Annotated in this window: 22 protein-coding genes; 6 read left to right on the top strand and 16 right to left on the bottom strand. The window is 45.3% G+C overall.

Going from position 1 to position 21,353, the window contains the following annotated elements; translation table 11 throughout:
• Window positions 1-42 precede the first annotated feature (42 nt).
• The 3 genes from KI362_RS01260 to KI362_RS01250 form a co-directional block, all read right to left on the bottom strand.
• Window positions 43-255 carry a hypothetical protein gene (locus KI362_RS01260; protein ID WP_301624293.1) on the bottom strand — a complete coding sequence of 71 codons (213 nt, stop codon included), beginning with the start codon at window positions 253-255 and terminating at the stop codon, window positions 43-45.
• Between the two features lie 178 nt (window positions 256-433).
• Window positions 434-736, bottom strand: a complete 303-nt coding sequence (locus KI362_RS01255) for a hypothetical protein (RefSeq protein WP_301624291.1) — start codon at window positions 734-736, stop codon at window positions 434-436.
• A 17-nt stretch (window positions 737-753) separates the two neighbouring features.
• A complete protein-coding gene (locus tag KI362_RS01250) occupies window positions 754-1,227 on the bottom strand; it encodes a GNAT family N-acetyltransferase (protein WP_301624289.1) in 474 nt (157 codons plus the stop codon).
• A gap of 149 nt (window positions 1,228-1,376) precedes the next feature.
• Here KI362_RS01250 and KI362_RS01245 point away from each other — a divergent pair, with 149 nt between their 5' ends.
• Window positions 1,377-1,820 (top strand): hypothetical protein, encoded by a 444-nt coding sequence (locus KI362_RS01245; RefSeq protein ID WP_301624285.1) that lies wholly within the window; start codon window positions 1,377-1,379, stop codon window positions 1,818-1,820.
• A 6-nt stretch (window positions 1,821-1,826) separates the two neighbouring features.
• Here the strand turns inward: KI362_RS01245 and KI362_RS01240 are convergent, their stop codons facing one another.
• The 7 genes from KI362_RS01240 to KI362_RS01210 form a co-directional block, all read right to left on the bottom strand.
• Window positions 1,827-2,192, bottom strand: a complete 366-nt coding sequence (locus KI362_RS01240) for a DUF4180 domain-containing protein (protein WP_301624283.1) — start codon at window positions 2,190-2,192, stop codon at window positions 1,827-1,829.
• 128 nt (window positions 2,193-2,320) lie between these two features.
• Entirely contained in the window at window positions 2,321-3,289 is a 969-nt protein-coding gene (locus KI362_RS01235) for a sugar phosphate isomerase/epimerase family protein (RefSeq protein WP_044479372.1), read from the bottom strand.
• 13 nt (window positions 3,290-3,302) lie between these two features.
• Window positions 3,303-4,022: a ThuA domain-containing protein gene (locus tag KI362_RS01230; RefSeq protein ID WP_301624281.1), complete on the bottom strand. Its 720-nt coding sequence runs from the start codon at window positions 4,020-4,022 to the stop codon at window positions 3,303-3,305.
• Complete coding sequence (locus KI362_RS01225; RefSeq protein WP_301624279.1) at window positions 4,019-4,768, bottom strand: sugar phosphate isomerase/epimerase family protein; 750 nt, start codon at window positions 4,766-4,768, stop codon at window positions 4,019-4,021. The genes KI362_RS01230 and KI362_RS01225 overlap by 4 nt, the downstream gene beginning before the upstream one ends.
• A 198-nt stretch (window positions 4,769-4,966) precedes the next feature.
• Complete coding sequence (locus KI362_RS01220) at window positions 4,967-5,860, bottom strand: carbohydrate ABC transporter permease (RefSeq protein WP_301624278.1); 894 nt, start codon at window positions 5,858-5,860, stop codon at window positions 4,967-4,969.
• A 12-nt stretch (window positions 5,861-5,872) separates the two neighbouring features.
• On the bottom strand, window positions 5,873-6,796 hold the full coding sequence (locus KI362_RS01215; RefSeq protein ID WP_301624276.1) for an ABC transporter permease: 924 nt from the start codon (window positions 6,794-6,796) through the stop codon (window positions 5,873-5,875).
• A gap of 80 nt (window positions 6,797-6,876) precedes the next feature.
• The gene (locus KI362_RS01210) at window positions 6,877-8,472 is read right to left on the bottom strand and encodes an extracellular solute-binding protein (RefSeq protein WP_301624275.1); all 1,596 of its coding nucleotides are present in this window, start codon (window positions 8,470-8,472) and stop codon (window positions 6,877-6,879) included.
• Between the two features lie 594 nt (window positions 8,473-9,066).
• On the opposite strand from KI362_RS01210, the gene KI362_RS01205 reads away from it, so the two are divergent.
• The gene (locus tag KI362_RS01205) at window positions 9,067-10,161 is read left to right on the top strand and encodes a GntR family transcriptional regulator (protein ID WP_301624273.1); all 1,095 of its coding nucleotides are present in this window, start codon (window positions 9,067-9,069) and stop codon (window positions 10,159-10,161) included.
• Window positions 10,162-10,194: 33 nt separating this feature from the next.
• Window positions 10,195-12,393, top strand: a complete 2,199-nt coding sequence (locus KI362_RS01200; protein WP_301624271.1) for a GH92 family glycosyl hydrolase — start codon at window positions 10,195-10,197, stop codon at window positions 12,391-12,393.
• A 180-nt stretch (window positions 12,394-12,573) separates the two neighbouring features.
• Here KI362_RS01200 and fabF read toward each other — a convergent pair whose 3' ends face one another.
• A complete protein-coding gene (gene fabF, locus KI362_RS01195) occupies window positions 12,574-13,812 on the bottom strand; it encodes a beta-ketoacyl-ACP synthase II (protein WP_199558829.1) in 1,239 nt (412 codons plus the stop codon).
• A 34-nt stretch (window positions 13,813-13,846) separates the two neighbouring features.
• Complete coding sequence (locus KI362_RS01190; protein ID WP_301624268.1) at window positions 13,847-14,575, bottom strand: lysophospholipid acyltransferase family protein; 729 nt, start codon at window positions 14,573-14,575, stop codon at window positions 13,847-13,849.
• 533 nt (window positions 14,576-15,108) lie between these two features.
• On the opposite strand from KI362_RS01190, the gene KI362_RS01185 reads away from it, so the two are divergent.
• From KI362_RS01185 to KI362_RS01175, 3 genes are read left to right on the top strand one after another with little or no spacing between them, the layout of a single operon-like run.
• Window positions 15,109-15,426, top strand: a complete 318-nt coding sequence (locus KI362_RS01185; RefSeq protein WP_044479380.1) for a PadR family transcriptional regulator — start codon at window positions 15,109-15,111, stop codon at window positions 15,424-15,426.
• A complete protein-coding gene (locus KI362_RS01180; protein WP_044479381.1) occupies window positions 15,426-15,983 on the top strand; it encodes an HAAS signaling domain-containing protein in 558 nt (185 codons plus the stop codon). Before KI362_RS01185 ends, KI362_RS01180 begins: the two co-directional genes overlap by 1 nt.
• Window positions 15,980-16,924, top strand: a complete 945-nt coding sequence (locus KI362_RS01175; protein WP_301624261.1) for a DUF4097 family beta strand repeat-containing protein — start codon at window positions 15,980-15,982, stop codon at window positions 16,922-16,924. Before KI362_RS01180 ends, KI362_RS01175 begins: the two co-directional genes overlap by 4 nt.
• Window positions 16,925-17,184: 260 nt before the next feature.
• Here the strand turns inward: KI362_RS01175 and KI362_RS01170 are convergent, their stop codons facing one another.
• From KI362_RS01170 to KI362_RS01155, 4 genes are all read right to left on the bottom strand, one after another.
• Entirely contained in the window at window positions 17,185-18,423 is a 1,239-nt protein-coding gene (locus KI362_RS01170) for an RICIN domain-containing protein (RefSeq protein ID WP_374705606.1), read from the bottom strand.
• Between the two features lie 280 nt (window positions 18,424-18,703).
• A complete protein-coding gene (locus tag KI362_RS01165) occupies window positions 18,704-19,447 on the bottom strand; it encodes an MOSC domain-containing protein (RefSeq protein WP_301624257.1) in 744 nt (247 codons plus the stop codon).
• Window positions 19,448-19,490: 43 nt separating this feature from the next.
• Window positions 19,491-20,159, bottom strand: a complete 669-nt coding sequence (locus KI362_RS01160) for a uracil-DNA glycosylase (RefSeq protein WP_301624255.1) — start codon at window positions 20,157-20,159, stop codon at window positions 19,491-19,493.
• Between the two features lie 98 nt (window positions 20,160-20,257).
• On the bottom strand, window positions 20,258-21,346 hold the full coding sequence (locus KI362_RS01155; protein ID WP_301624253.1) for a GerAB/ArcD/ProY family transporter: 1,089 nt from the start codon (window positions 21,344-21,346) through the stop codon (window positions 20,258-20,260).
• Window positions 21,347-21,353: the final 7 nt, after the last annotated feature.

Here is a 21,353-nt window from a genome sequence, read left to right as displayed (position 1 = left end):
TCAATTTTAAATAGAAAGGGGGGCCGCTCTATTCTGAAATGTTTACCTATACTCCTTTCTTTGTAGCGTTGAATCCAGTAACCATTCCTTCAACCCCTCAGTACTTACATAATTTTCGGATTCAATTCGAATTACGGGGAAAAGTTTACCGGAGTATACGCCTGTTGTTCTTAACATGGTATCTTCACTAATAATAATTGCTTTTACCTCAGCTTCGGTCAAGTTCAAATACTCTGCTGTTTCTTTGATCGTCATTAGAGGTTTATATCCACTTCCGTTGACGAATAAACATCGTAATCGCTACTTGCTTATTCATATTTTTCATCAACCTTGATTTTCAATAACAACACAGTCAAACTTTCGTCTAAGATTTGATTAATAGAATTCAAGTCCTGGTAATCGTAGGTTTTTTCATACGATGCTCCTTCTTGAATCAATCCCTTTTTGCTTTTTTTCTCCGGAAGAACGATATCCCGCCAAACCCGCTGATCACTGCAATATAGAAACCTAGATCGTACCACCAACCCGAGTTATTTATTTCATATACTCTTATTTCGCGATTGAAAAATCCTATGATCAATGAAATAGGGGCCACCCATCCATGCCATATGCCCCAGAAAAAACCTGCTGGATCTTCAGTGCTGTTCCTTCCATCACCAGGTACGCAACCTGATAATAGTGCCAAACAAAACATGAAAACAAAGAAAATTATGAGGTACTTTAGGCTCTTTCTCATAAATCATCATCTCCTGATTAATGAAGTTCTTTACTCATAAGTATGGATATTAATTTTGTCTGTCCAATAAATACACTCTTTAAATCGTAAGGCTTAAAACCGAGTTTTGAATAAAAGGCTAATCCTCTGGAGTTCGTATTGTGACAGACCAATTTCAACTGCTCAAGCTTCAGAAGATTTTTAGCTTTATCCATCATGACTTGGATTAAATACTGTGACGCCCCTTGCCCCCGATATTCAGGAGACACAACGACATTCCCTAGCCAGAAACCATCTTCATCCTTATAAATATTTGCATATGCTACCACTTTTTCCGTTTGTTTGTCTATTATCACTGTCGGTTCAAATCTATCTTTTGCTAAACCAATGATTTGGTCAGACGTAAGAGGATATACGAACCTGGGACTCATGAAAAGCAACTCCTCTTCAGATTGAGGGAACGTGCAAATGGCTTCAAGATCTCTGGTCTCAAGCTTTCTATGAAGGTACATCTTCTCAGCTCCTTAATACGCCTATGTAGGTGTTCAAAACTTTATGAAAAGACCTATTCTGAGATAGCTCCTATCTTGGCCGGGCCATGTCCAGCAACAATTCTAATCAGTTATCCGTTATAAATAAAAGGAGAAAGAAGGTGAGGTTTATGAAAAAAGCTGCTGTTCTAATGATACCGATAGCTTTAATCATTGCAGTTGCTGTCGTTTACCTGGTTTCGTTATCTGGAACACGGTTGGACATGGACGACAACAACATAAGGGGAATTCGAATTGAACAGCAACCAGAGTTCTATAATATCGGTCCAATTTCTGTTACGAACGAAGCAGAGATAAAGCTTATTACGGATTATTTGAACGGTTTGGAATTAAAGAGTCCTAACCATAACCCGGACGAATACGTTGGAAGTGCATTTATTTTTACAATTGTAAACAAAGACGGTACTGAGCGTACCATAGTACATTTTGGCAATAAATTTCTCAGAGCCAATGATGAATGGTATGAGCTAAGCTACGAGCAAGCCTCACGTTTTGATGAGGAGATCTATCCCAATTTAGAAGCTACTTATGAGCACTTCCATCATGTAGAATAAGCGTCACTATACGTTACTCAATTTATCAATCGCCTGTTCTTCATCCGATAGGAAAAATAAATCCTTCCCCTTATTACTCTCATATATAAAATCCTTCAAACTTTCGCTTTGATAATTGGCGAAGCTGCCCACAATTGCAATTTTCGTCTGATAATTTATAAATTTCTGAAGGATCTCACCCGCCAATCGCGTCTTCAAGTCAAAAAACTCTTCACAGATCGCGGATTTATTCAAAATGATTCGATGGGTCCCTGTCTGATAATTAATCGTTGCAATAAAATCCAATGCTGACTGGACATCCGTGATTAACACTTCATCACTTCGTACTAATGCGATCTCAATTCCATTCTTGCTAATTAAATTTATGTTCATCCTCTTCCTCCCGGGAACTTTAGTTCTCCAAATTGTACCTATATTGGGTTGTATCTATTATATAAAAAAATCCCCAGCCCAAGATAGCTCCTATCTTAGGCTGGGTCATGTTTTGTTTGACGTTCCTTTTATGCCCACCACATGGCGGAGGGCTGTTCGTGGATCATGATCGATTTCAGGTTAGTAACGGCACGAGTTAAGCCTTCGTCGATGGACATAATTGGATCCTCATGCTCAATGCTGATGACATAGTCATATCCATATACGCGCAGCGCGGAAATGATATCAGACCATACCTTCAAGTCATGGCCGCAGCCGACAGAGCGGAAGGTCCATGCACGAGTCTTTACATCTCCATAAGGCTGCATATCCATTAATCCGTACATATTGATATTGTCCTGATCCAGATACGTATCCTTGGCATGAAAATGGTGAATAGCGCCTGCTTCGCCCAGAATTTTTACAGCAGCAACGGGGTCAATGCCTTGCCACCACAAATGGCTAGGATCCAAATTACAGCCAATCGCTTTCCCGGTCGCTTCCCGCAATTTCAGCATGGTATATGGCGTATGGGCAAGGAAGCCGCCATGAAGTTCAATACCGATCTTTACACCGGCCGCTTCCGCTTCCGTATTAATTCCTTTCCAATAAGGAATCAGCTTCTGCTCCCACTGATAAGTATAGCTGTCATCGTATTCGGTCGGCCAAGGCATGACAGGCCAGTTCACCGTTGTATCGGATGCATTCCCGCCGGCGATGCCGGAGAATCCGTTAACGACCGGAACATGCAATAAGCCGGCTAACTTGATGGTCTTGCGGAGCAACTCATCTGCCTCGGCAGCCACTTCCTTCACTGGCGAGATCGGGTTATTGTGGCAGCTTAGCGCCGAGATTTCCAGTCCTTTATCAGCCAGCTTTGCCAAGTATTCTGCCCGCGCCTCGCTGCTCGCTAACAGCTTATCAATATCCAGATGCGCGTTGCCCGGATATCCGCCGGTTCCGATTTCTACCGTTTGCAGTCCTTTTTTCGCAACCTCGTCAATCATCTCTTCAAAGCTTAAATTGTTAAATAAGGGAGTAAATACACCCAGCTTCATTGAATTTTCCTCCTTAAACTTTTAACTTTTGACGTGCTTCATAGTGTCCATAGGTTGGATAAGCATTTTGAGTCGGCGCGCACCAGCGAACGCCATTTCTAATCACCTGCTGCACCTTTTCATTGTAATAGCTAGGATAAGTTTCATGGCCCGGCTGGAAATAGAAAACTTTCCCGTTCCCTCTTCGGTACGTGCAGCCGCTCCGGAAGACTTCGCCTCCCGGGAACCAGCTCACAAAGATCAGCTCGTCCGGCTCCGGAATGTCAAAGTGCTCCCCATACATCTCTTCAACGTCCAAATCGATAAATTCGCCGATCCCTTCCACGATAGGATGACTCGGATTGACATTCCATATCCGGCAATTGCCTCCATCCTCCCGCCATTTCAAGTCACAAGACGTTCCCATTAATCTCTTGAATATTTTCGAGAAGTGTGCCGAATGCAGGACCACGAGGCCCATCCCTTCAAGAATACGCTTGTGCACGCGGTCAACAATTTCATCCTGAACCTCGCCATGAGCCATATGTCCCCACCAGACAAGGACATCGGTCGCCTTCAATACTTCCTCCGTTAACCCGTGCTCGGGCTCATCCAGAGTTGCCGTTCTCACTATAACCTCGTCTTCGGATAAGAACTTCGCCAACTGCCCGTGAATGCCTTCCGGGTACATCTCCTGAACAGCTTGATTGTGCTTCTCGTGACGGAATTCATTCCATACGGTGACTTTTATCAAGAATAGACCTCCTCAACAATCGCCTCAAGCTGCCGATAACAGATCGCGGTCGCCTCTAAAGGTTGATAAAGCTGAAACTCTTCCTGCTCCACAATGAGCCAAGGCAAAGCGAGTTGTTTCGCGACTTGAACATATTCCTTTATCGGCAGAATGCCGGATCCAACCTCCGTGCTCTTCCGGGAAGAACCATGCATATCCTTCATATGAAAAAGTCCAACGCGGTCTTTGTGGGCTTCCAGCCAAGGCAATACGTCATGTTCTGAGCAGGCCAGCCAATACAAGTCTACTTCCAGATTGATATGCTTGGAGTTATTTACCATGTAATCGAGAATGTCTTGACCCGGGATTTCCGTGAATTCATGGGCATGATTGTGGTAATACAGTTCCATGCCTTCCTGAGCCAATCTCTTCGCGATTCTCTCCATGTCATCAATAAAGCTTCTCCACTCTTCCAGGGTCCGGAAGGATACGCCCGGAACCACCAGGCACTTATTCCCGATGCCCTTTTCAAAGACTATCGTTCCCTCAAGATCTTTTTGCAGTGCTTCATAGGGAAGATGGGAAGCGGCAACCTTCAAATTCAATTCGTCCAGATAGCTTTTCACTTCAGCTGCGCTTTTGCCATAATAGCCGGCAAATTCCACACCATCATACCCGCTTTCCTTCACCTGTTTGAGCGCTGCATAAAAGTTCTCTTTACATGCATCCTTAATACTCCATAACTGCAGGGCGATTTGGGGCTTCATATTTTCTCCTCCTGAATGCTACTCTATTTGTTAAATTCATTATAGCTAAAACCCGGGCAACTTTCTCTCAAATATCGCGCCATCTTTGCTGGACTAAAAGGAGGCGCAAACATAATTTCCTGTTTTACACCTCCTCCGGGGTTCCTGCCTATATTCAAATTTCCTTTTTGGAAAAATGATTTTCAATTCAAGCACAGACTATCCTTTAATCGCCCCAACCATAATGCCCTTCTCAAAATACTTGGACACCACCGGATAGAAGATCAGCACCGGAACACTGGACACGACGACAACCGCATATTTAATCGACTGCTTCAGCGAGTTGACCTCGCTTTGGTTGGCGGTCATGATCGCCTGATTCACCGAATCTCCCATTTGGTTCTGCACGAGAATTTCCCGCAAAATCAACTGCAAAGGGAACAGGTTCCGATCGGAAAGGTAGATCATCGCATCAAAATATCCATTCCATCTGCCTACGCCATAGAACATCATCATCACTGCGATAATAGGCGTGGACAGCGGGAGAACGATTTTAAGAAGCAGCTGCATATCAGTCGCTCCGTCAATAAAGGCGCTCTCCTCCAGCTCAAGCGGAATATTTTGCTGGAAATAAGTACGCATAATAATCATATTGTATACGCTGATTGCTCCGGGAATAATCATGACCCACATCGTATTGACAATACCAAGCGCTTGGTTGACGAGGTATGTCGGAATCAGACCGCCGGAGAAGAACATCGTGAAGGTGAACAGCATCGTAATGATGTTCCGTCCTCTGAAATCCCTCCGCGACAACGGGTAGGCGGCAAGGGTAGTCATGACCACGTTAACGGCCGTCCCCAGCCCGGTATAGATGATTGCATTTTTAAATCCCATCCAGATATCGCTGTTTCCGAATACCCGCTTGTACCCATCCAGCGTAAAGCCTCTTGGCCAGAGCAGCAGTACATGATCGAAAATTTGTCTGGGATCGCTTAGTGACGCAAATACAACGAATAGCAATGGATAAAGAATAATCAACGTTAAAATGCCGACAAGGACCAGGTTGAACCAATTAAAAACCTTATCTCCTCTTGATAACTGATAATCCACGGTTGCCCCTCCTTACCACAGACTGGTCTCACTGAATTTCTGGGCAAATTTATTGACCAGGTACAGCACGATGAAATTGATCAGGTTGTTAAAAAATCCCACGGCGGCCGAGAAGCTATATTCCGCATTCAAAATACCGGCCTTGTACATGTAGGTAGACAATACCTCGGAAGTTGCCAGGTTGGCATCATTTTGCATCAACAGCACCTTTTCAAAGCCTACAGACATGACAGAACCCGTAGCAAGAATCGTACAGATGACAATCGTCGGCATAATCGCCGGGATGGTAATGTACCAGATGCATTTCAAGCGGGAGGCACCTTCTATATAAGCCGCCTCATACTGATCCTGCGGAATACCCGACATCGCTGCGGTGTATATCAACGTCCCCCAGCCAACCGATTGCCAGATGCCCGACCAGACAAATACATGAGGGAACAGCTTCGGATTTCCGATAAAATCAATGGGCTCGCCGCCAAAATACTGGATCACGGCATTAATGACCCCGTCTACCGGGGAGGTAAAAAACATCACCATGCCGACGATGATGATTACGGAAATAAAGTTAGGGATATAGGAAATCGTCTGGACGATCGATTTGTACTTTTTATTGCGGATCTCGTTAAACATAAGCGCCAGAATAATAGGAAGGGGAACGCCAACCGCCAGACTGTACAGGCTGATTCTCAACGTGTTGATGATGACATCCTTAAAATAGAAGGCATTAAAAAACCGCTCAAAATGATCAAACCCCACCCAGGGGCTGTGCAGGATACCAAATGCCGGGGAATAATCCTTGAAGGAAATAATAATTCCGTACATAGGGATGTAATTCCATATGATTAACGAGGTCAAAGGCAGCAGCATCATGATGTACAGCCATTTTTGCTTCAGAAACGATTTGCCTTTTGCGCCAGGAAGAAGTTTCTTTCGCACTGAAGATTCCATAGTTTACCCCTTTCTTTAAAACTTGGGGGAGATTCCCGAGAATCTCCCCATCGCTTCTTGATGTGTTCTTAGCTTTCTTTATAGCGCTTGTATTGCTCTTGCTTGATTTGCAAATATTTATCCGAACCCATCTTCTTCAATTGGGCGATATAGTTGTCCCACTCTTGATCAATATCCTTTGTGCCCGTTACGAACTCCACCCGCATTTGACCCACATAGTTGCCAAGATCGGCCATAATCGAGGAGGATTCATTAGCTTCCTCCTGCGTTGCCGGCAAATCCGGCAGAGTTACGCCTGGCAAGGTTTCTTCCGTCAGATCGGTGTATACCGGCGCTTCCTGCCGGCCGGCAGCCGCTCTGATTTCCGGTGATAATTCAATGTACGGGAAGTACCCGCCATATACATTGTCAACATATTGGAACGCGCCAAGCCCGATGCCGTCCTTGTAGTTCAAGATTTCATCGATATAGACCATGTTGCCGTCTTCCATATTATAGGTAACGCCTTCTTTGCCCAGGTAGCCGAATACACTGCCCTCTTCACTGTAGAAATAGTCCACCCATTTCAGGATCGCTCCCGGGTCTTTCGCGTCCTTCGTGATAACAAGACTGGATGCTCCTGCAACCTGGGAATCCGTCAGTGAAGCAGTAGCTCCGTTCGGTCCTGCAAGGACGTTAATCGGAACAAAATCATTCTTCACGCTCTCGCCAATGTAATCCGGGGCTGCCCAGTTCCAGGCACCCACTGTATCCTTGGCGGCATCCGCCGTCCATTTGTCATAATCCACACCGCTGAAGGCCTGCTTGTTGATCGCCCCGCTCTCATACATCCGGTTTTCATATTTCAGAACTTCTTTATATCCATCAGAGGTAATCGTAAGCTGAATCTCATCCTTGTCATCGACATAGATAAAGTTCCCCAGAGCTTTCCGTCCGCCATTCCCGATGCCGAAGGAGCCCATCATCATCTGCTCAAAGGTCCAGCCAAGCGAGCCGCTAGGCATATACCAGCCCTGTTCGTCGTTAACGCCGTTGCCGTTAGGATCTTGAGTTACGAACGCGTTCAATGCTTCTTCAAGCTCGGCCGTTGTCTTTGGAACCTCCATACCCAGGTTGTCGAGCCACTTCTTGTTAATATACAAGCGGATCGTCCGGTTGCCCTCCGGATAGGGATCAAGGTAAGGGGTGGCATAAATGTGTCCATCGGCGCTGGTCAATCCTTTACGGATATCCTCGTTCTCATCCAGAAGCTTCTGCAGATTGGGCGCATGCTCCTTGATCAAGTCCTCCAGCGGGATAAAGAGGCCTTGCTGGCCGTATTTCAACAGCTCGCCGTTGCTCCAGTCCACTTGGTAGAAGGCGTCCGGCAGCTGTTTTCTCGTCAAAATCACATTTTTCTTTTCGCCGATATCACTCAGTTCTTCCCACTCTACCTGAACGCCGGACATTTTCTCGTATTCCTGCCACATCCATAGATCCTTAGATGCCGGTCTCAAATTGTTCCAGCTTGGTCTCAGAAGTGAAATGGATGAAGCGGTATTTCCGGATTCCGATGACTTATCATTCTCTGTTGAACCTCCTGAATTGCCGCCGCAGGCAGTAACAAGCAATGCCATCATTAACGTACCAAGTAATACAACCTTCCCTTTTCTTGAACGAAACATTTGGATGCCCCCTTATAATTTGATATATCAAATCACTGAACAAAGCCTATTTTGAGGCATACCATATTATTTTGTCAAGCGTTTACATTCTAAAATCTTAAAACATGTAAGCGTTTGTTTCCGGAAACATATTAATCGGTCATGCTAGTCTTGATTAAAAACTTCGTGTCATCCAATAATATTGAGTAAAAAGGACTACTTCTCTTTATCCGCTATGTTCTTTTCTATTGCCGAAACACGGGATCTATCGTATATTCAACGTAATTGTTATTAATGCTCTATAAGTTGAACTACTAAATTTTACGTTCTGGGGGCAACGTGTGAAGTGTGCTTACGATCGCTGTTGTTCGCGGATTTCTTTAATTTCTTTAATTGAACTAAGATATTGCAAGGTAGAAATCCACTCACAAAGGCGAACGCTTACGCTGTATGCTTTCGAAGTAGCTTTCTTACAGAAAGCTTTTAACACTTCACACTTATGCCCTTTCTACGTAGCTTTCATAGTTCAACTTATATCGCCTGTTATTTGCCTAAGATAATTTGACATGTACATAAGTAAAATGGTATACCAATTTTGACGAGGTGAAATGTCTTATGGAGCAAATCCCGCTATATCAACACATAGTAAACAACCTCAAAGCAAAAATTGATTCCGGAGAGCTGAAGGCCGGAGATCAGCTTCCTACCGAAGCTGAGATTTCCAAGCAATTTAGTGTAAGCCGGATCACTTCCAAACGAGCTTTGACCGAACTGGAAAATGCCAATTTAATCTTTCGTGTCCAAGGAAAAGGCAGCTTTGTAAATACTAAGCTCACTCCCGCTCATGCCTTGGCCAAGGGCAGCAAAGAGATTTTGCTCATTCTTCCGTTTTCCCATAACCCGGGGCTTGGTGATTATGAAAAGGGGATCAATGAATTTCTGGCAGCAACGGACTATACCTTGAACATTCAGTCCAATACGCTTGTCGGTCAACGCAAGTTGCTGGAGGCGGCACTGCGCAGCTCCAATGCCGGGTTGATTTTCTATCCGGTTAGCAGCAATTCGGATCTCGGAATTCTATATCAATATCATTTGCAGAAATATCCGCTAGTTACGATGGACAAGACCATTGACGGCATTCCCTTCTTATCCGTCGTCTCCGATAATTCCAATGGAGCTTATATGGCCTGCAAGCATCTGATCGATAATAACCATAAGAAAATCGCCTATGTCTCTTCTTTGAATGTTGAGAATTTCTCGTCGATCCGTGAGCGCTATTTCGGCTATTTGAAGGCTCTTCATGATTACAACCTGAATGATTACAGCGTCAATGACTTAACTGAGCGCTATCTGACCCATGAAGACGGACAAGGCAGAGCGTATTATCTGCAGTTCATTCAGGCTGTTAAGGAGCAAGGCATTACCGGGATTGTGGCGGAGAACGATCTGATTGCGATCGAGATCATACAGATTGCCAAGGAAATCGGATTATCCATTCCAGAGGACTTCTCGATTGTCGGCTTTGACAACATTCATCTGTCCAGCTTTGTTGAGCCTAAGCTGACCACGATCTCGCAGGATTTTGGCCGAATGGGCTATCTCGCTGCAAAACATCTGATTGCAACGATTGAGAATCCGCACCAGCCGCCGCGGGAAAACGTCATAGTTCCCGTACAGCTCATCGAACGGCAAACCGTTAGAAAATTGTAATACTACTTTTTATATCAAGTTAGGAGGTTCTGCATGCTGCATTACATTGATACACGACAAGGCTCCCACAATAAGCATGCTTTTTCACACGGAAACACATTGCCCTATACATCGGTTCCCTTTGGCATGAATCATTTTGTGGTTCAGACCAACCAGGAAGGAAGCTGGTTCTTTAATCCCCATGACCGCGTCTTTTTGGGCTTGCGTCTAACTCACCAGCCAAGTCCATGGATGGGAGACTTCTCCTATTTCTTAATGACACCGATTGCTGACGAGAAAATAAAAGGCTCTCTCTTCTCCTGTCAAAGCTCTTACCGGCCTGAAGAAGCGGTCTTCAAGCCGCATTATGTCAAGGTGAAGCAGCAGCGCTACAATATCATTACCGAGCTTGTTCCGACCTGCTATGGCGCCACGATGAACATCAAGTATAATTCCAGCAAGCAAGCCGGGATCGTGCTGAACGTGAAGAACATCAGCGAATTTCATATCGATGTTCCGAATCGTAAAATTAGCGGCTATATCAGTAATTTCGCAGGCTGTCATGACGACGGGTTCCGCATGTATGTATCCATGAGCTTTAATAAAGAAATTGATCTAAGCACTTCCGGGTATTACGATGCTGAAGGCGTTCTCTGTAATGAAACCCGCCTGAACGGTGTGGATCAGCATGTTGTTATTCGTTTCCATGACTGTGAAACCGATGTTCTGGAGGCCAAGCTGGCCACTTCATTTATTAGCCTGGGGCAGGCCGAGCTTAACTTACAGCGCGATTCAGGTCAGTCGCTCCATGAGCTGAAGGATCAAGCCGCACAGGCCTGGAATCATTACTTGAACAAAATCCAAGTCTCCCATTCAAACGAAGAGTATCTGCGAACCTTTTATGGCTGCCTGTACCGCATGTTCCTGTTCCCGCAGAAGTTCTATGAGCTCGATGAGAATATGGAGCCGATTCATTACGATACTACCGCCAAAGCTGTTAAAAAAGGGGTCTTGTATACCAACAACGGCTTCTGGGATACTTATAAAACGGTGTACCCACTCTATTCCATCATTGCTCCTAAGGAATATGAAGAGATGCTGGAGGGCTTCCTGAACAGTTATCGTGAGACCGGCTTCCTGCCAAAATGGCTGTCTCCGGATGAACGGGGACTCATGCCTGGAACGCTTATCGACGCAGTAATCGCCGATGCGGCAGCCAAGGGGATCGGCCAGCAGCTGATGCCTGAATTACTAGAGGCCATGCTTACCGCCGCAAAAACACAAAGCGAAAAAGACTGCTATGGGCGTCAAGGTACGCTTGACTATATCAAGTACGGCTATGTGCCAAGCCATTATCACGAAAGTGTTAACCATACGTTGGATTACGCTTATAGTGACTACTGTATCAGCCGTGTCGCTGAAATGCTTGGCAACGAGGAAGTCGCTGAGCATTACCGGCACAGCGCGCTGAATTACCGGAATATCTTTGATCCGGAGACCGGCTTCATGCGTGCCAAGGATGCAAACGGACAATTTCGTCCTGACTTTAACAGCACAAGCTGGGGTCTGGATTATGCGGAAGGCAGCGCTTGGCAGAACAGCTTCGCGGTGTTCCATGATATCCAGGGTCTGATTGAGGCCTACGGCTCTAAGGAGCGCTTCTTTGAAAAAATCACCGAGCTGTGCAATAAAGAACCTGAATTTGATGTACTGGGTTACGGCTTTGAAATTCATGAGATGAGTGAAATGGCTGCCATCGATTATGGGCAGTTAGCCATTTCCAATCAGCCGAGCTTCCATATCCCGTATCTGTTCAATTACGTGGGTCAGCCGGCCTCCTCGCAGGTCGTCATCAAACAGCTGCTAGCCAATCTGTTCAACAGCGGCTTTGACGGGTATCCTGGGGACGAGGACAACGGCAGTATGTCCGGTTGGTACGTATTCAGCTCCATGGGCTTCTATCCGGTATGTCCAGGCAGCAATGAATATGTATTGGGAATTCCCTTGTTCGATAGTGTCAAGATCGAGCTCCCTAACGGCAAGCATATGAAAATTGAGACCTCCAACAATAATCCGCAGTCCAATTTCGTGGCTAATGTCAACCTGGATAACGAACCGTATCAAAAGCTGTTCATTACCCATGAAGACATCATGGCAGGGAAATCGCTGGATTTCCGGCTCGGTCTTGCTCCAAGCTACCGAAGCTACAAGCCTGAGGAGCTGCCTTTTTCGATCACAGAACCTAAGAACTGAATATGAGTGTGCTGATGTAATAAAGACTTCCAAACGCAGAAATTCTTCGTTTGGGAGTTTTTTTATAAGCTCTTTATTAACTTTCCCATATGGTTTAGGCTTAGTTTCTTCAGCATTACACTGATCCAAGGAGACTGCTTGGTTGAAGCACTCTGAAAATTGCTTTGAGAAGTATTGAAATTATTTTCCAGAAAACTGTTTTAAGACTAGAACAGCATTATGTCCCCCAAAACCAAATGAATTACTAAGCGCTACTTTAACATTTTGTTGAACTGGAGCATCAATCATGTAATTCAAATCGAATTCATCCTCAAGCAGGCTTGTTCCCATTGTTTGATGAATAAAGCCATCTGTAATAGTCTTTGTACAGACAATAAATTCAATGCCTCCAGCCGCCCCCAAAGAATGTCCTATCATTGATTTTGTTGAATTTATTTTAACTGTTCTTGCAAATTCTTTGAAAATTTTCTTAATTGCTCTTGTTTCTGTGATGTCATTCTGGTAAGTACTTGTTCCATGAGCGTTAATATAATCAATTTCCGATGGGGTAACTCCAGCTTCTTCTATCGCCAGCTCCATCGCTTTCGCCGCTCCCCCACCATCCTCTGAAGGCGATGTCAGATGATATGCATCTGCTGTGCAAGCGTACCCTGCCAATTCAGCATATATTTTTGCTTTTCGCTTTATGGCATGTTCTAGTTCTTCCAAGATAACAATTCCTGCACCTTCGCCAATAACAAACCCATTACGATCTCTATCAAAAGGAATGGAAGCGCGGAGTGGATCTTCTGTTATGGATAATGCGGTTAATGCGGAAAACCCTCCAACACAAGTAGGTGTGATGCAGCTTTCTGTACCTCCGGCAATCATAATATCAGCGTCTCCACATTGAATACTTCTGTAAGCTTCACCAATATTGATTGCTCCTGTTGCACAAGCTGTTGAAATACTAATACACTTTCCTTGAGCACCTAGCTTTATCGCAACATTTCCAGCCGCCATGTTAGGAGTCATTTGAGGAATCATCAGTGGTTTCAATTTTCTGGAACCTTTTTCTTCAATTATTTTACAAGCACTTTCGACAGTCTGCAGACTACCTACACCTGACCCTATCGCCGTTCCAATACGAAACGAATCTTCATTGCTAATGTCTATTTCAGAATCTTCCCAAGCCTCAATTGCCGCAGATACAGCATATTGTGAAAAAAGCTCCATCCTCTTTGCGGATTTCATATCTATTTTTTCAGTAGCTACGAAATTTTTTACCTCTGCCGCAATTTTCACTTTGTATGAAGTGGTATCAAATTTCGTTATTTTATTGATGCCTACTTTCCCTTGTTTAATGTTCTCCCAAAATTCATTTACGGTATTTCCAATAGGAGTTACTGCTCCTAATCCTGTAACAACAACTCTTTTCATTATATGCCGTCCCTTCCCAGAAGCTACTTCATTATCAAAACTCTGAAATAGCACGAGTGTGTATAGTTATTGCGTTCTTTATCGCTGCTTTTACCATCTCTGCAATTTGTGATGTTGACATACCCTTATACTGTTCGTAGTAAAGAGGTTGTAAGAAATGGACTTGCACAGTTATCCGCTTAATAGATTTTGAATCAAACACTTTATATGAATCAATCAATGCCACTGGCACGATGGGACACTCCGCTTTTATTGCACTCTTAAAGCTACCACCCTTAAAATCCAAAAGTTCATTCCTATTTTTACTTCTTGTCCCCTCAGGAAAAATCATGAGATTACGCCCATTCTTTACTTCGGCGGCTACTTGATTAATTGTCTTCAAACTTTGCCGTACATCCTCTCGATCAAGTGCAATTGCCTTAACACACAATAATACCTGCTTTACAAACGGAATACTATCCAGTTCCTTTTTGTATACTGTAGAAAATGGCACTTCTAACCCCTGTGCAATTGCAAATCCATCAAATAAACCTTGATGATTGGGAAAAATCATGTAACCGTTTTCAATTGGCAGATTCTCTTTTCCATAAACCTCCAGATTAATTCGACCGCCCTTTATCATCCACTTCGAGAATTTCCGTATCAATGCGTATTTTTGTTCTTCTGGATACTTATTTGTGTGCTTTGCATAATGGCATAATGTAATCCATCCATAGGGAATAAAAAGAATGTTTCTAAGAATAACTAGTATAATTCTTTTCATTAAATTCTCCTTATATCATCGTTAATCGTTGAGCATTCATAAAAAACAGGTTATACATATTCTACTGATTGAGCATCCCCCTCAGGAGCATGTATAGATAATCCTTATGGTTGAAATCATTTCATCTGCCATAATCGAAACCTCCATATCTCTTTTTCTACTGATTGAAAAATACTAGGGGATTTTCTATCTGAGGTCTGTCTGTGTTGTATCTCATTACTTAACTTGTTACGGTTATATTACTGCCTCTTTATTTGTAAATTGTGAAAGAATTGTTTGAGAATCATTAATTTGAACGATTTACAAATATACTAATCCGGCCCCATATACGATACGCCTTCAGCGGAATGTCGAAACATACAACACCAGATTATTATTTTCTGATTCATTTGCCTGATAATTGGCACATTGTCTTGTACTACATTCATCCTGGTACACTATATTGCATTGTAGAATAGTAAGTGTTATATTATAGCAAGAGGAGGTATTCAATAATAAATAATAGTGATCATTACCGCATAGGAGGGTTTTGAATGAATATACAGTTCAAGAAAGGGGTTCTTGATCTGTGCGTGCTGGCCCTGACCGCACGGGAGGACCGTTATGGCTACGAGCTTGCCGTGGTGATTTCCTCCAAGTTTGAGGTGGCGGTGGGCAGCGTATATCCGCTACTGACCCGTCTGACGCTGGAGGGGTATTTTTCCAGCTATCTGCGGGAGTCCCGCGAAGGACCTCCCCGCAAATATTACAAGCTTACGCCGCTTGGGCGCGATCATCTGAACGAACTGATCGAGGAGTGGCGGTCGTTCACAGTTTCCGTAGATCAATTGATAAAGGAAGGTATCGGCTGATGACACAGGAACAATTTCTGAAAAAGCTCAAGGAACAGATGAAGTCGATTCCCGAGCCGTTGCGAAGCGAGTGGATATTCGATTATGAAGAGCACTTTCGACGGGCGATGGAAGACGGACTAGCTGAAGAGCAAATCGCCAATGAGCTTGGCGATCCGCGCCAGCTTGCCAAAGAAATGCTGCTGGTCTACCGGGTGAATCAGGCGGAGAGCAGCAACGGACGTATTGCGCCTGTGTCGAAGGCAGTTATTGCTACGGTAGGTTTGGGATTTTTTAATCTGGTTTTTGTTCTGGCGCCTTACCTCGTTCTTCTGGCTTTGCTGCTCGGTTGCTGGGCTGCAGCCTTCGCCAGCGTACTGGGCGCATTGACCGCTGTTTACGAAGGATTATTCGGTGGCGGCCTTACCCTTATCCAAAGTATTTTCGCAGCATTGGCGCTGTTGGGATTGGGAATGCTGCTGGCGGCGTTCTCCCGCTGGCTGACGAGGGCGGTTTCCAAAATGACTTTGCAGTATTTGAAATTTAATTCCAGAGTGATGAAGGTGAAGAAGCGATGAAAAAGTGGGTCATTACCGCGGTTATTCTGCTGACGATCGGATTGATTGGCGTTGGCGCGACGTTGTGGAACGGAAAAGGCTTCGATTATAGCAGTGTAGAGATCAACCAGGATCAATCGATTGATGCCGGTGGCGTGAAGGATATTGTTCTTTCAATGGACGGCATGGATGTAACGATGGCGAAAAGTTCGACAAACGAAATCAAGGTTTTTCTGACCGGTAAGGCAAGCAAGAAATTGGCGGATGCAACAAAACTGAACATCGTTCGGGAAGGCGATGCGGTCAGGATTGGCGTGGATACTAAAGCCTCCACATTCGGCATCAGTGTATTCGAGTTACAGGCTCGAGTAGAGCTGCCGGCTCAGCAGTATGATTCCTTGGTCCTCAATACCAAATCCGGGAATTTGAATATGGCGGAATTTGCCGCTCAATCCGTGAGAATTAAATCGTATTCGGGCAAAATCAAGCTTGACGGCGTGACCGCGAGCACAGTTTCGCTCGAACTGGGCAGCGGCGATGCGGAAATCAACCATGTTTCGGCGGATACCGTAGAGCTGAACGGAAAATATGCGAATGTAACGCTCGAAAAGCTGACCGCACAGAAACTGAAGGTGAAGACGGGCAGCGGCGGCATCAGCATGAGAGATGTGGAAGCCGAGCTTGAACTGGAGGCTGATTCGGCCAAAATTGAGGCAACGATGGCGGATATCGCACACCCTATGAAAATTACAACCGGCAGCGGTGATGTTACTCTCTATACGGCTGAACAGCCTTCTTCTGCAACAATCAAATTCAGTCACGGTTCGGGAAAACTTCATAACGAATGGGATAAGCAAGATCAGCCTACTGCCGATAAGCAGGAAACCATCCTATTGGGCGATGGGGGCGTATCGGTAGACATTAAAACAGGTTCAGGAAATTTAACGCTCGCAAAGCGATAAGCGGTCGTATGCACGTTGGAGGTGAGGCGCATGTACGAGCCGTATCGCCTATTTATGAATCTCCGTTCTACCTATAGGAAAAGGTTGAGTTATGATATGTGGAAGGCCACCTTCTTTAATTACTTGTGAAGGTGGCCTTCATGCCGATTTATTGCTGATTCCCATGTTTTTAAGTTTACTTGGTTGTGCTGTCCCAATACTCGCCGGACAAGCGTCCGGTTAAATCATAGATGTAGGTATAGGGCTCGCTTAGATGCTGCTTATTGTATACGAGTCAGAAACCATCTCTGGGCATCCGTTCCGTTATCATTCCACTGCTGCACAACCGCTCCGTCGGCCGTGGAGGAATTGGACACATCCATCACCAGGCCGCTCGCTTTGTTGACGAGCTTATAATAGCCTCCGCCAACATCGACCAGCTTCCACCTTTGAGCGTTGTTCCCGTTATCGTCCCATTGCTGAAGCCGGAGACCTACGGTGCTCGCTCCGCTTGGCACATCCAGGCACTTCCCGCTATGAATAGCCGTCAGCTTGTAGTGCCCATCCCCTGTATCCGTTAGTCTGAACTGCTGGTTCGCTGCGGTATAATTGGTCCACTGCTGCATCTTGGCGCCGCTGGCCGTGGACACATCCACAACATCCAGCACTTTACCGCTAACCTTGGAGGTCAGAGTATACACTCCGTTATTGACAATACTGGAGGAAGTGGACTGTTGATAGACGCGAACATAATCAACAAGCATTTGGGAAGGAAACGGAGTCGAACTGTTCGGAGACCCCGGCCAATTTCCGCCTACAGCCATATTAAGCAGAATGAAAAACGGCTTCTGGAATTCCTCGGTATTGCCGGTTCCGTTCTGAATGAGAATTTCATTGAACTGCACGCCATCTACGAACCAACGGATATAGTTGGCATCCCATTCAATGCTGTACACATGATATTGGCTGAAATCGACTGCTCCTGAAGCTCTTCCATAGGAGGCATAGCCATTCGCATCCCAGTGCACGGTGCCATGGACATTGCCTTCATGATTGATGCGCTCCATGATATCGATCTCACCGCTCTTCGGCCAGCCTACCGAGGTAATATTGTCGCCGAGCATCCAGAACGCCGGCCACAAGCCTTGTCCGGAAGGCAGCTTGATACGAGCTTCAATTTTACCGTACTTAAAGCTCTTCAAGCCTTGAGTCTTAATGCGGGCGGACGTATATTGCATGCCGCCGTAGCTTTCTTTACGGGCCGTGATGACGAGATTACCGCCGGTAACTTGCAGATTCTGCGAACGATTGGTGTAGTATTGCAGCTCATTGTTGCCCCAGCCACCGCTTCCGGTACCGGTTTCGGCAACCCAGTTGGAGGTGTTCAGAGAAGTCCCGTTGAACTCATCACTCCAGACCAGGTTCCAGGTTGCAGCGTTTGCCTTCATTGGGGGCATCATCGACATTATTAACGTAAAGATCACAAATAGCGCAATTACTTTTCCTCTTCTAAGCATCATTTTCCCCTCCATTTTTTAAAATGAGAGCTTCATAGAATGATACATCAAAGCAGAAATCTACCTGGGTAACCTCTCTATCACCTCACATACTTCATCTATCTCAAAGCACGTCGCGCGCCGTACTCTGAAACCTTTATTGGAAGCGCTATCATTAGATTTAAGTCCATTATATACCAATTTCTATATTTTGAATATCTAAATTTTCATAATTTTGTAAAAAAGAAGAGCGTTCCTTCATTCATCTGTGATGATTGCAGAACACCCTTATCTATTCCGAATTCTAGGCGCGTAATACGTCTGCCTCCGGGTTGTCCAACAGCTTCACCTGGTCGCCTAATTGAACCCTTCCTGGCTTTACGACAGAAGCATATACCCCAAACCGAAGAGAGAAATCCTGATGCACCTTTTTCAGCAAAGTAGGATCTCGGTCCAGGTTATCCGGGTCCATCGTAATCATGACACAACGCTCGCAGTAACTGTCTATCTGTAATTCCGCCTCGCCAATGCCAAGACGCTGACCGATCCAGTCTCCTTCAAAGATCGAATCCTCTCTGACAGCTACAACAAAATTCCCCCGGAACCGCCGATGATCAACGGGCTGTCCCCATACCTCCTCCAGCCTTCTCAGGCTTGCATCTGTAACAAGAAGCACACTTGCCTCATCCACGGACAGCAAATGCGGAAATTGCGGGTGAGGGTCCCGCAGCCTGGACATGGTTAGCGGCTTCTTGGACAGCTTTTGAATTTCGTTCAGCAGCTGCTCGTCCCAGCCAAGGACTGTCCCGTCAGGGGTGGTGACCTCGATATCACCATCGATGAATTTGGCATGATAGGATAACAGGCTAGGAATATTTCTTGCCGTTACGAAGCGCGACCAGCCCTCTTTAGTCTCATCATAAAATGCGCAATACCGGTCGCCCGCCAGGCCATAAGACTCTATATCGCATACTTCCAGCGTTTCTCCTGCCAACGACTTTACCGGATAACGGTTGATGTCCCGAATCTTGCCGATGATTGATTGCATAGTTCTACTCTCCCCGTTGTATCGTGTCTTATCCTTCATCTGCTTACAGGTTCGGCAGCGCCCAATTAATCTTCGGCATGCCATGCTGTTCAAGAAAGGCATTTGTTCGTGAAAACGGCCGGCTGCCTAAAAAGCCTCTATGCGCCGAAAACGGGCTGGGATGCGGAGATTGAATCACCATATGACGATTCCGGTCAATAAAGGCTCCCTTTTGCTGGGCATAGCTTCCCCAAAGGATAAACACCAGCGGCGTCTCGCGTTCATTCAATTTCATCATTACCGCATCAGTGAACTGCTCCCAGCCCAGCCCCTTATGGGAATTAGGCTGGCCCTGCCGTACAGTCAATACCGCATTCAGCAGCAGCACCCCTTGCTCCGCCCAGGGCAGCAGATAGCCGTGGTTCGGCGGCTGCAGGCCGAGATCCTGCTCCAGCTCCTTATAAATATTTTGCAATGACGGAGGAATGCGCACTCCCGGCTTTACCGAGAAGCTCAGGCCATGGGCCTGTCCCGGACCGTGATAAGGGTCCTGACCAAGTATGACGACTCGTGTGCTCTCATAGGGCGTTAGCTTCAACGCGGAAAACAACAGCTCTTTGGGTGGAAACACGGTATGTAGTTTGTATTCACGGGCCAGCGCATAGCGAAGCTCCTGAAAGTATGATTTCTCGATTTCATCCTGTAAAACAATATCCCAATCATTACCAAACATCTTTGGCGGCTCCTCTCTTGTAGAACACTCTGCCTATTATTCTATCCGAGAGAGCGAGGGCAAGCAATGAATGAACGAAGCAAGAAGGTGAAGCCGCCTTATTTTCGAAGCAGCTTTCTCTTAATGAGTCCGGTCAGGCAGAGCAGAAACGGTACAACAATCAAATGGAGCAGGGCATAACTGAACCAGACCTTTTGAATGATTTCTCCAACGTACACGGAATTAATATAGGTTTCCCATGCGACCAGAATGATGAGCACAGAAAACGTGTTAATTAACGCCCCTTCTTCCTTCAAGCCAAACACAACTCTCATTCCCTTCAGCATGGAGAAGAATAGCAATGAGATTTTAATGAAAAAAGTCAAAATCCATATCATCACCAGAATCCCTTCCACACGCTGCAGAAAATTCCCCACATTAATCGTCTTGGCCAATGCGTAGGCCGGAAATGAATTGTTCTCTGTCTGTTCAATCCCAAGGACTAGCACACTTAGTAAAACAAGGAGTGTAAGAAATAGTTCTCCTAACAATGCCCCTCCAAGAAAAGCCCGTTCCCCCTTTTTTTTCTCTTGGACTAATGGAATGAACACCATCATAATAATCAATTCCTGAAATACCGCCGCATGGGAGCCTGCCTTAATAATAGGAGCAATCCCGTCATCGAAGATGGGGAGAATGAAGTCCAAGTGAATCTGCGGAATCAGCGTTAGAACCAGCACAAGAAACAGCACGATGATAAATGGAAACACTAACTCTCCAACTCTTGCTAATACAACGATACCCAGCCTTGCACATACAACTGCCGCAATGAGAAACAAGATTTGGGTTGCTTCAATAGGAGTTTCAGGCATCATCTCACTCGTCAGGAAAAATCCAAGATTGCCAAGCAGCGTCCCGGTCAGAATCAATATGTAAAAGAGATACAGCAGAGACAAGACTTTGCCGCACCATTTTCCAAGGATATTTTCGAAGATCTCGAATAAATTGCTGCCGGGGTACAAGCGGGCAAGCACGATATAGATACAGACCATGAACAGGTTGATTGCCGTAGATAATAGGTCAGCAATCCAAGCATCCTCCCGGGCAATTCCGGCAAGCCCGGACGGGGTGACCAAGATCGAAGTGCCCAAGGTCAATCCAAAGGTTAAAATAAAAAATTGGACGGTCGTAATGGATGGTGTTTTCATCGTTATT

This window comes from Paenibacillus apis (assembly GCF_018333295.1).
In the GTDB taxonomy this organism is placed as follows: Bacteria; Bacillota; Bacilli; order Paenibacillales; family Paenibacillaceae; genus Fontibacillus; species Fontibacillus antibioticophila.
Note: the sequence above shows the minus strand (reverse complement) of the source record. Positions and strands in the feature narration are given on the sequence as shown.

Coding starts and splice junctions, on each gene's coding strand:
- KI362_RS01210 (WP_301624275.1), bottom strand. CDS start 8,472: ATGTTTCGTTCAAGAAAAGGGAAGGTTGTATTACTTGGTACGTTAATG.
- KI362_RS01190 (WP_301624268.1), bottom strand. CDS start 14,575: ATGAAAAGAATTATACTAGTTATTCTTAGAAACATTCTTTTTATTCCC.
- KI362_RS01180 (WP_044479381.1), top strand. CDS start 15,426: ATGACACAGGAACAATTTCTGAAAAAGCTCAAGGAACAGATGAAGTCG.
- KI362_RS01235 (WP_044479372.1), bottom strand. CDS start 3,289: ATGAAGCTGGGTGTATTTACTCCCTTATTTAACAATTTAAGCTTTGAA.
- KI362_RS01250 (WP_301624289.1), bottom strand. CDS start 1,227: ATGTACCTTCATAGAAAGCTTGAGACCAGAGATCTTGAAGCCATTTGC.
- KI362_RS01160 (WP_301624255.1), bottom strand. CDS start 20,159: ATGTTTGGTAATGATTGGGATATTGTTTTACAGGATGAAATCGAGAAA.
- fabF (WP_199558829.1), bottom strand. CDS start 13,812: ATGAAAAGAGTTGTTGTTACAGGATTAGGAGCAGTAACTCCTATTGGA.
- KI362_RS01165 (WP_301624257.1), bottom strand. CDS start 19,447: ATGCAATCAATCATCGGCAAGATTCGGGACATCAACCGTTATCCGGTA.
- KI362_RS01155 (WP_301624253.1), bottom strand. CDS start 21,346: ATGAAAACACCATCCATTACGACCGTCCAATTTTTTATTTTAACCTTT.
- KI362_RS01170 (WP_374705606.1), bottom strand. CDS start 18,423: ATGATGCTTAGAAGAGGAAAAGTAATTGCGCTATTTGTGATCTTTACG.
- KI362_RS01245 (WP_301624285.1), top strand. CDS start 1,377: ATGAAAAAAGCTGCTGTTCTAATGATACCGATAGCTTTAATCATTGCA.
- KI362_RS01175 (WP_301624261.1), top strand. CDS start 15,980: ATGAAAAAGTGGGTCATTACCGCGGTTATTCTGCTGACGATCGGATTG.
- KI362_RS01200 (WP_301624271.1), top strand. CDS start 10,195: ATGCTGCATTACATTGATACACGACAAGGCTCCCACAATAAGCATGCT.
- KI362_RS01205 (WP_301624273.1), top strand. CDS start 9,067: ATGGAGCAAATCCCGCTATATCAACACATAGTAAACAACCTCAAAGCA.
- KI362_RS01225 (WP_301624279.1), bottom strand. CDS start 4,768: ATGAAGCCCCAAATCGCCCTGCAGTTATGGAGTATTAAGGATGCATGT.
- KI362_RS01260 (WP_301624293.1), bottom strand. CDS start 255: ATGACGATCAAAGAAACAGCAGAGTATTTGAACTTGACCGAAGCTGAG.
- KI362_RS01240 (WP_301624283.1), bottom strand. CDS start 2,192: ATGAACATAAATTTAATTAGCAAGAATGGAATTGAGATCGCATTAGTA.
- KI362_RS01255 (WP_301624291.1), bottom strand. CDS start 736: ATGAGAAAGAGCCTAAAGTACCTCATAATTTTCTTTGTTTTCATGTTT.
- KI362_RS01185 (WP_044479380.1), top strand. CDS start 15,109: ATGAATATACAGTTCAAGAAAGGGGTTCTTGATCTGTGCGTGCTGGCC.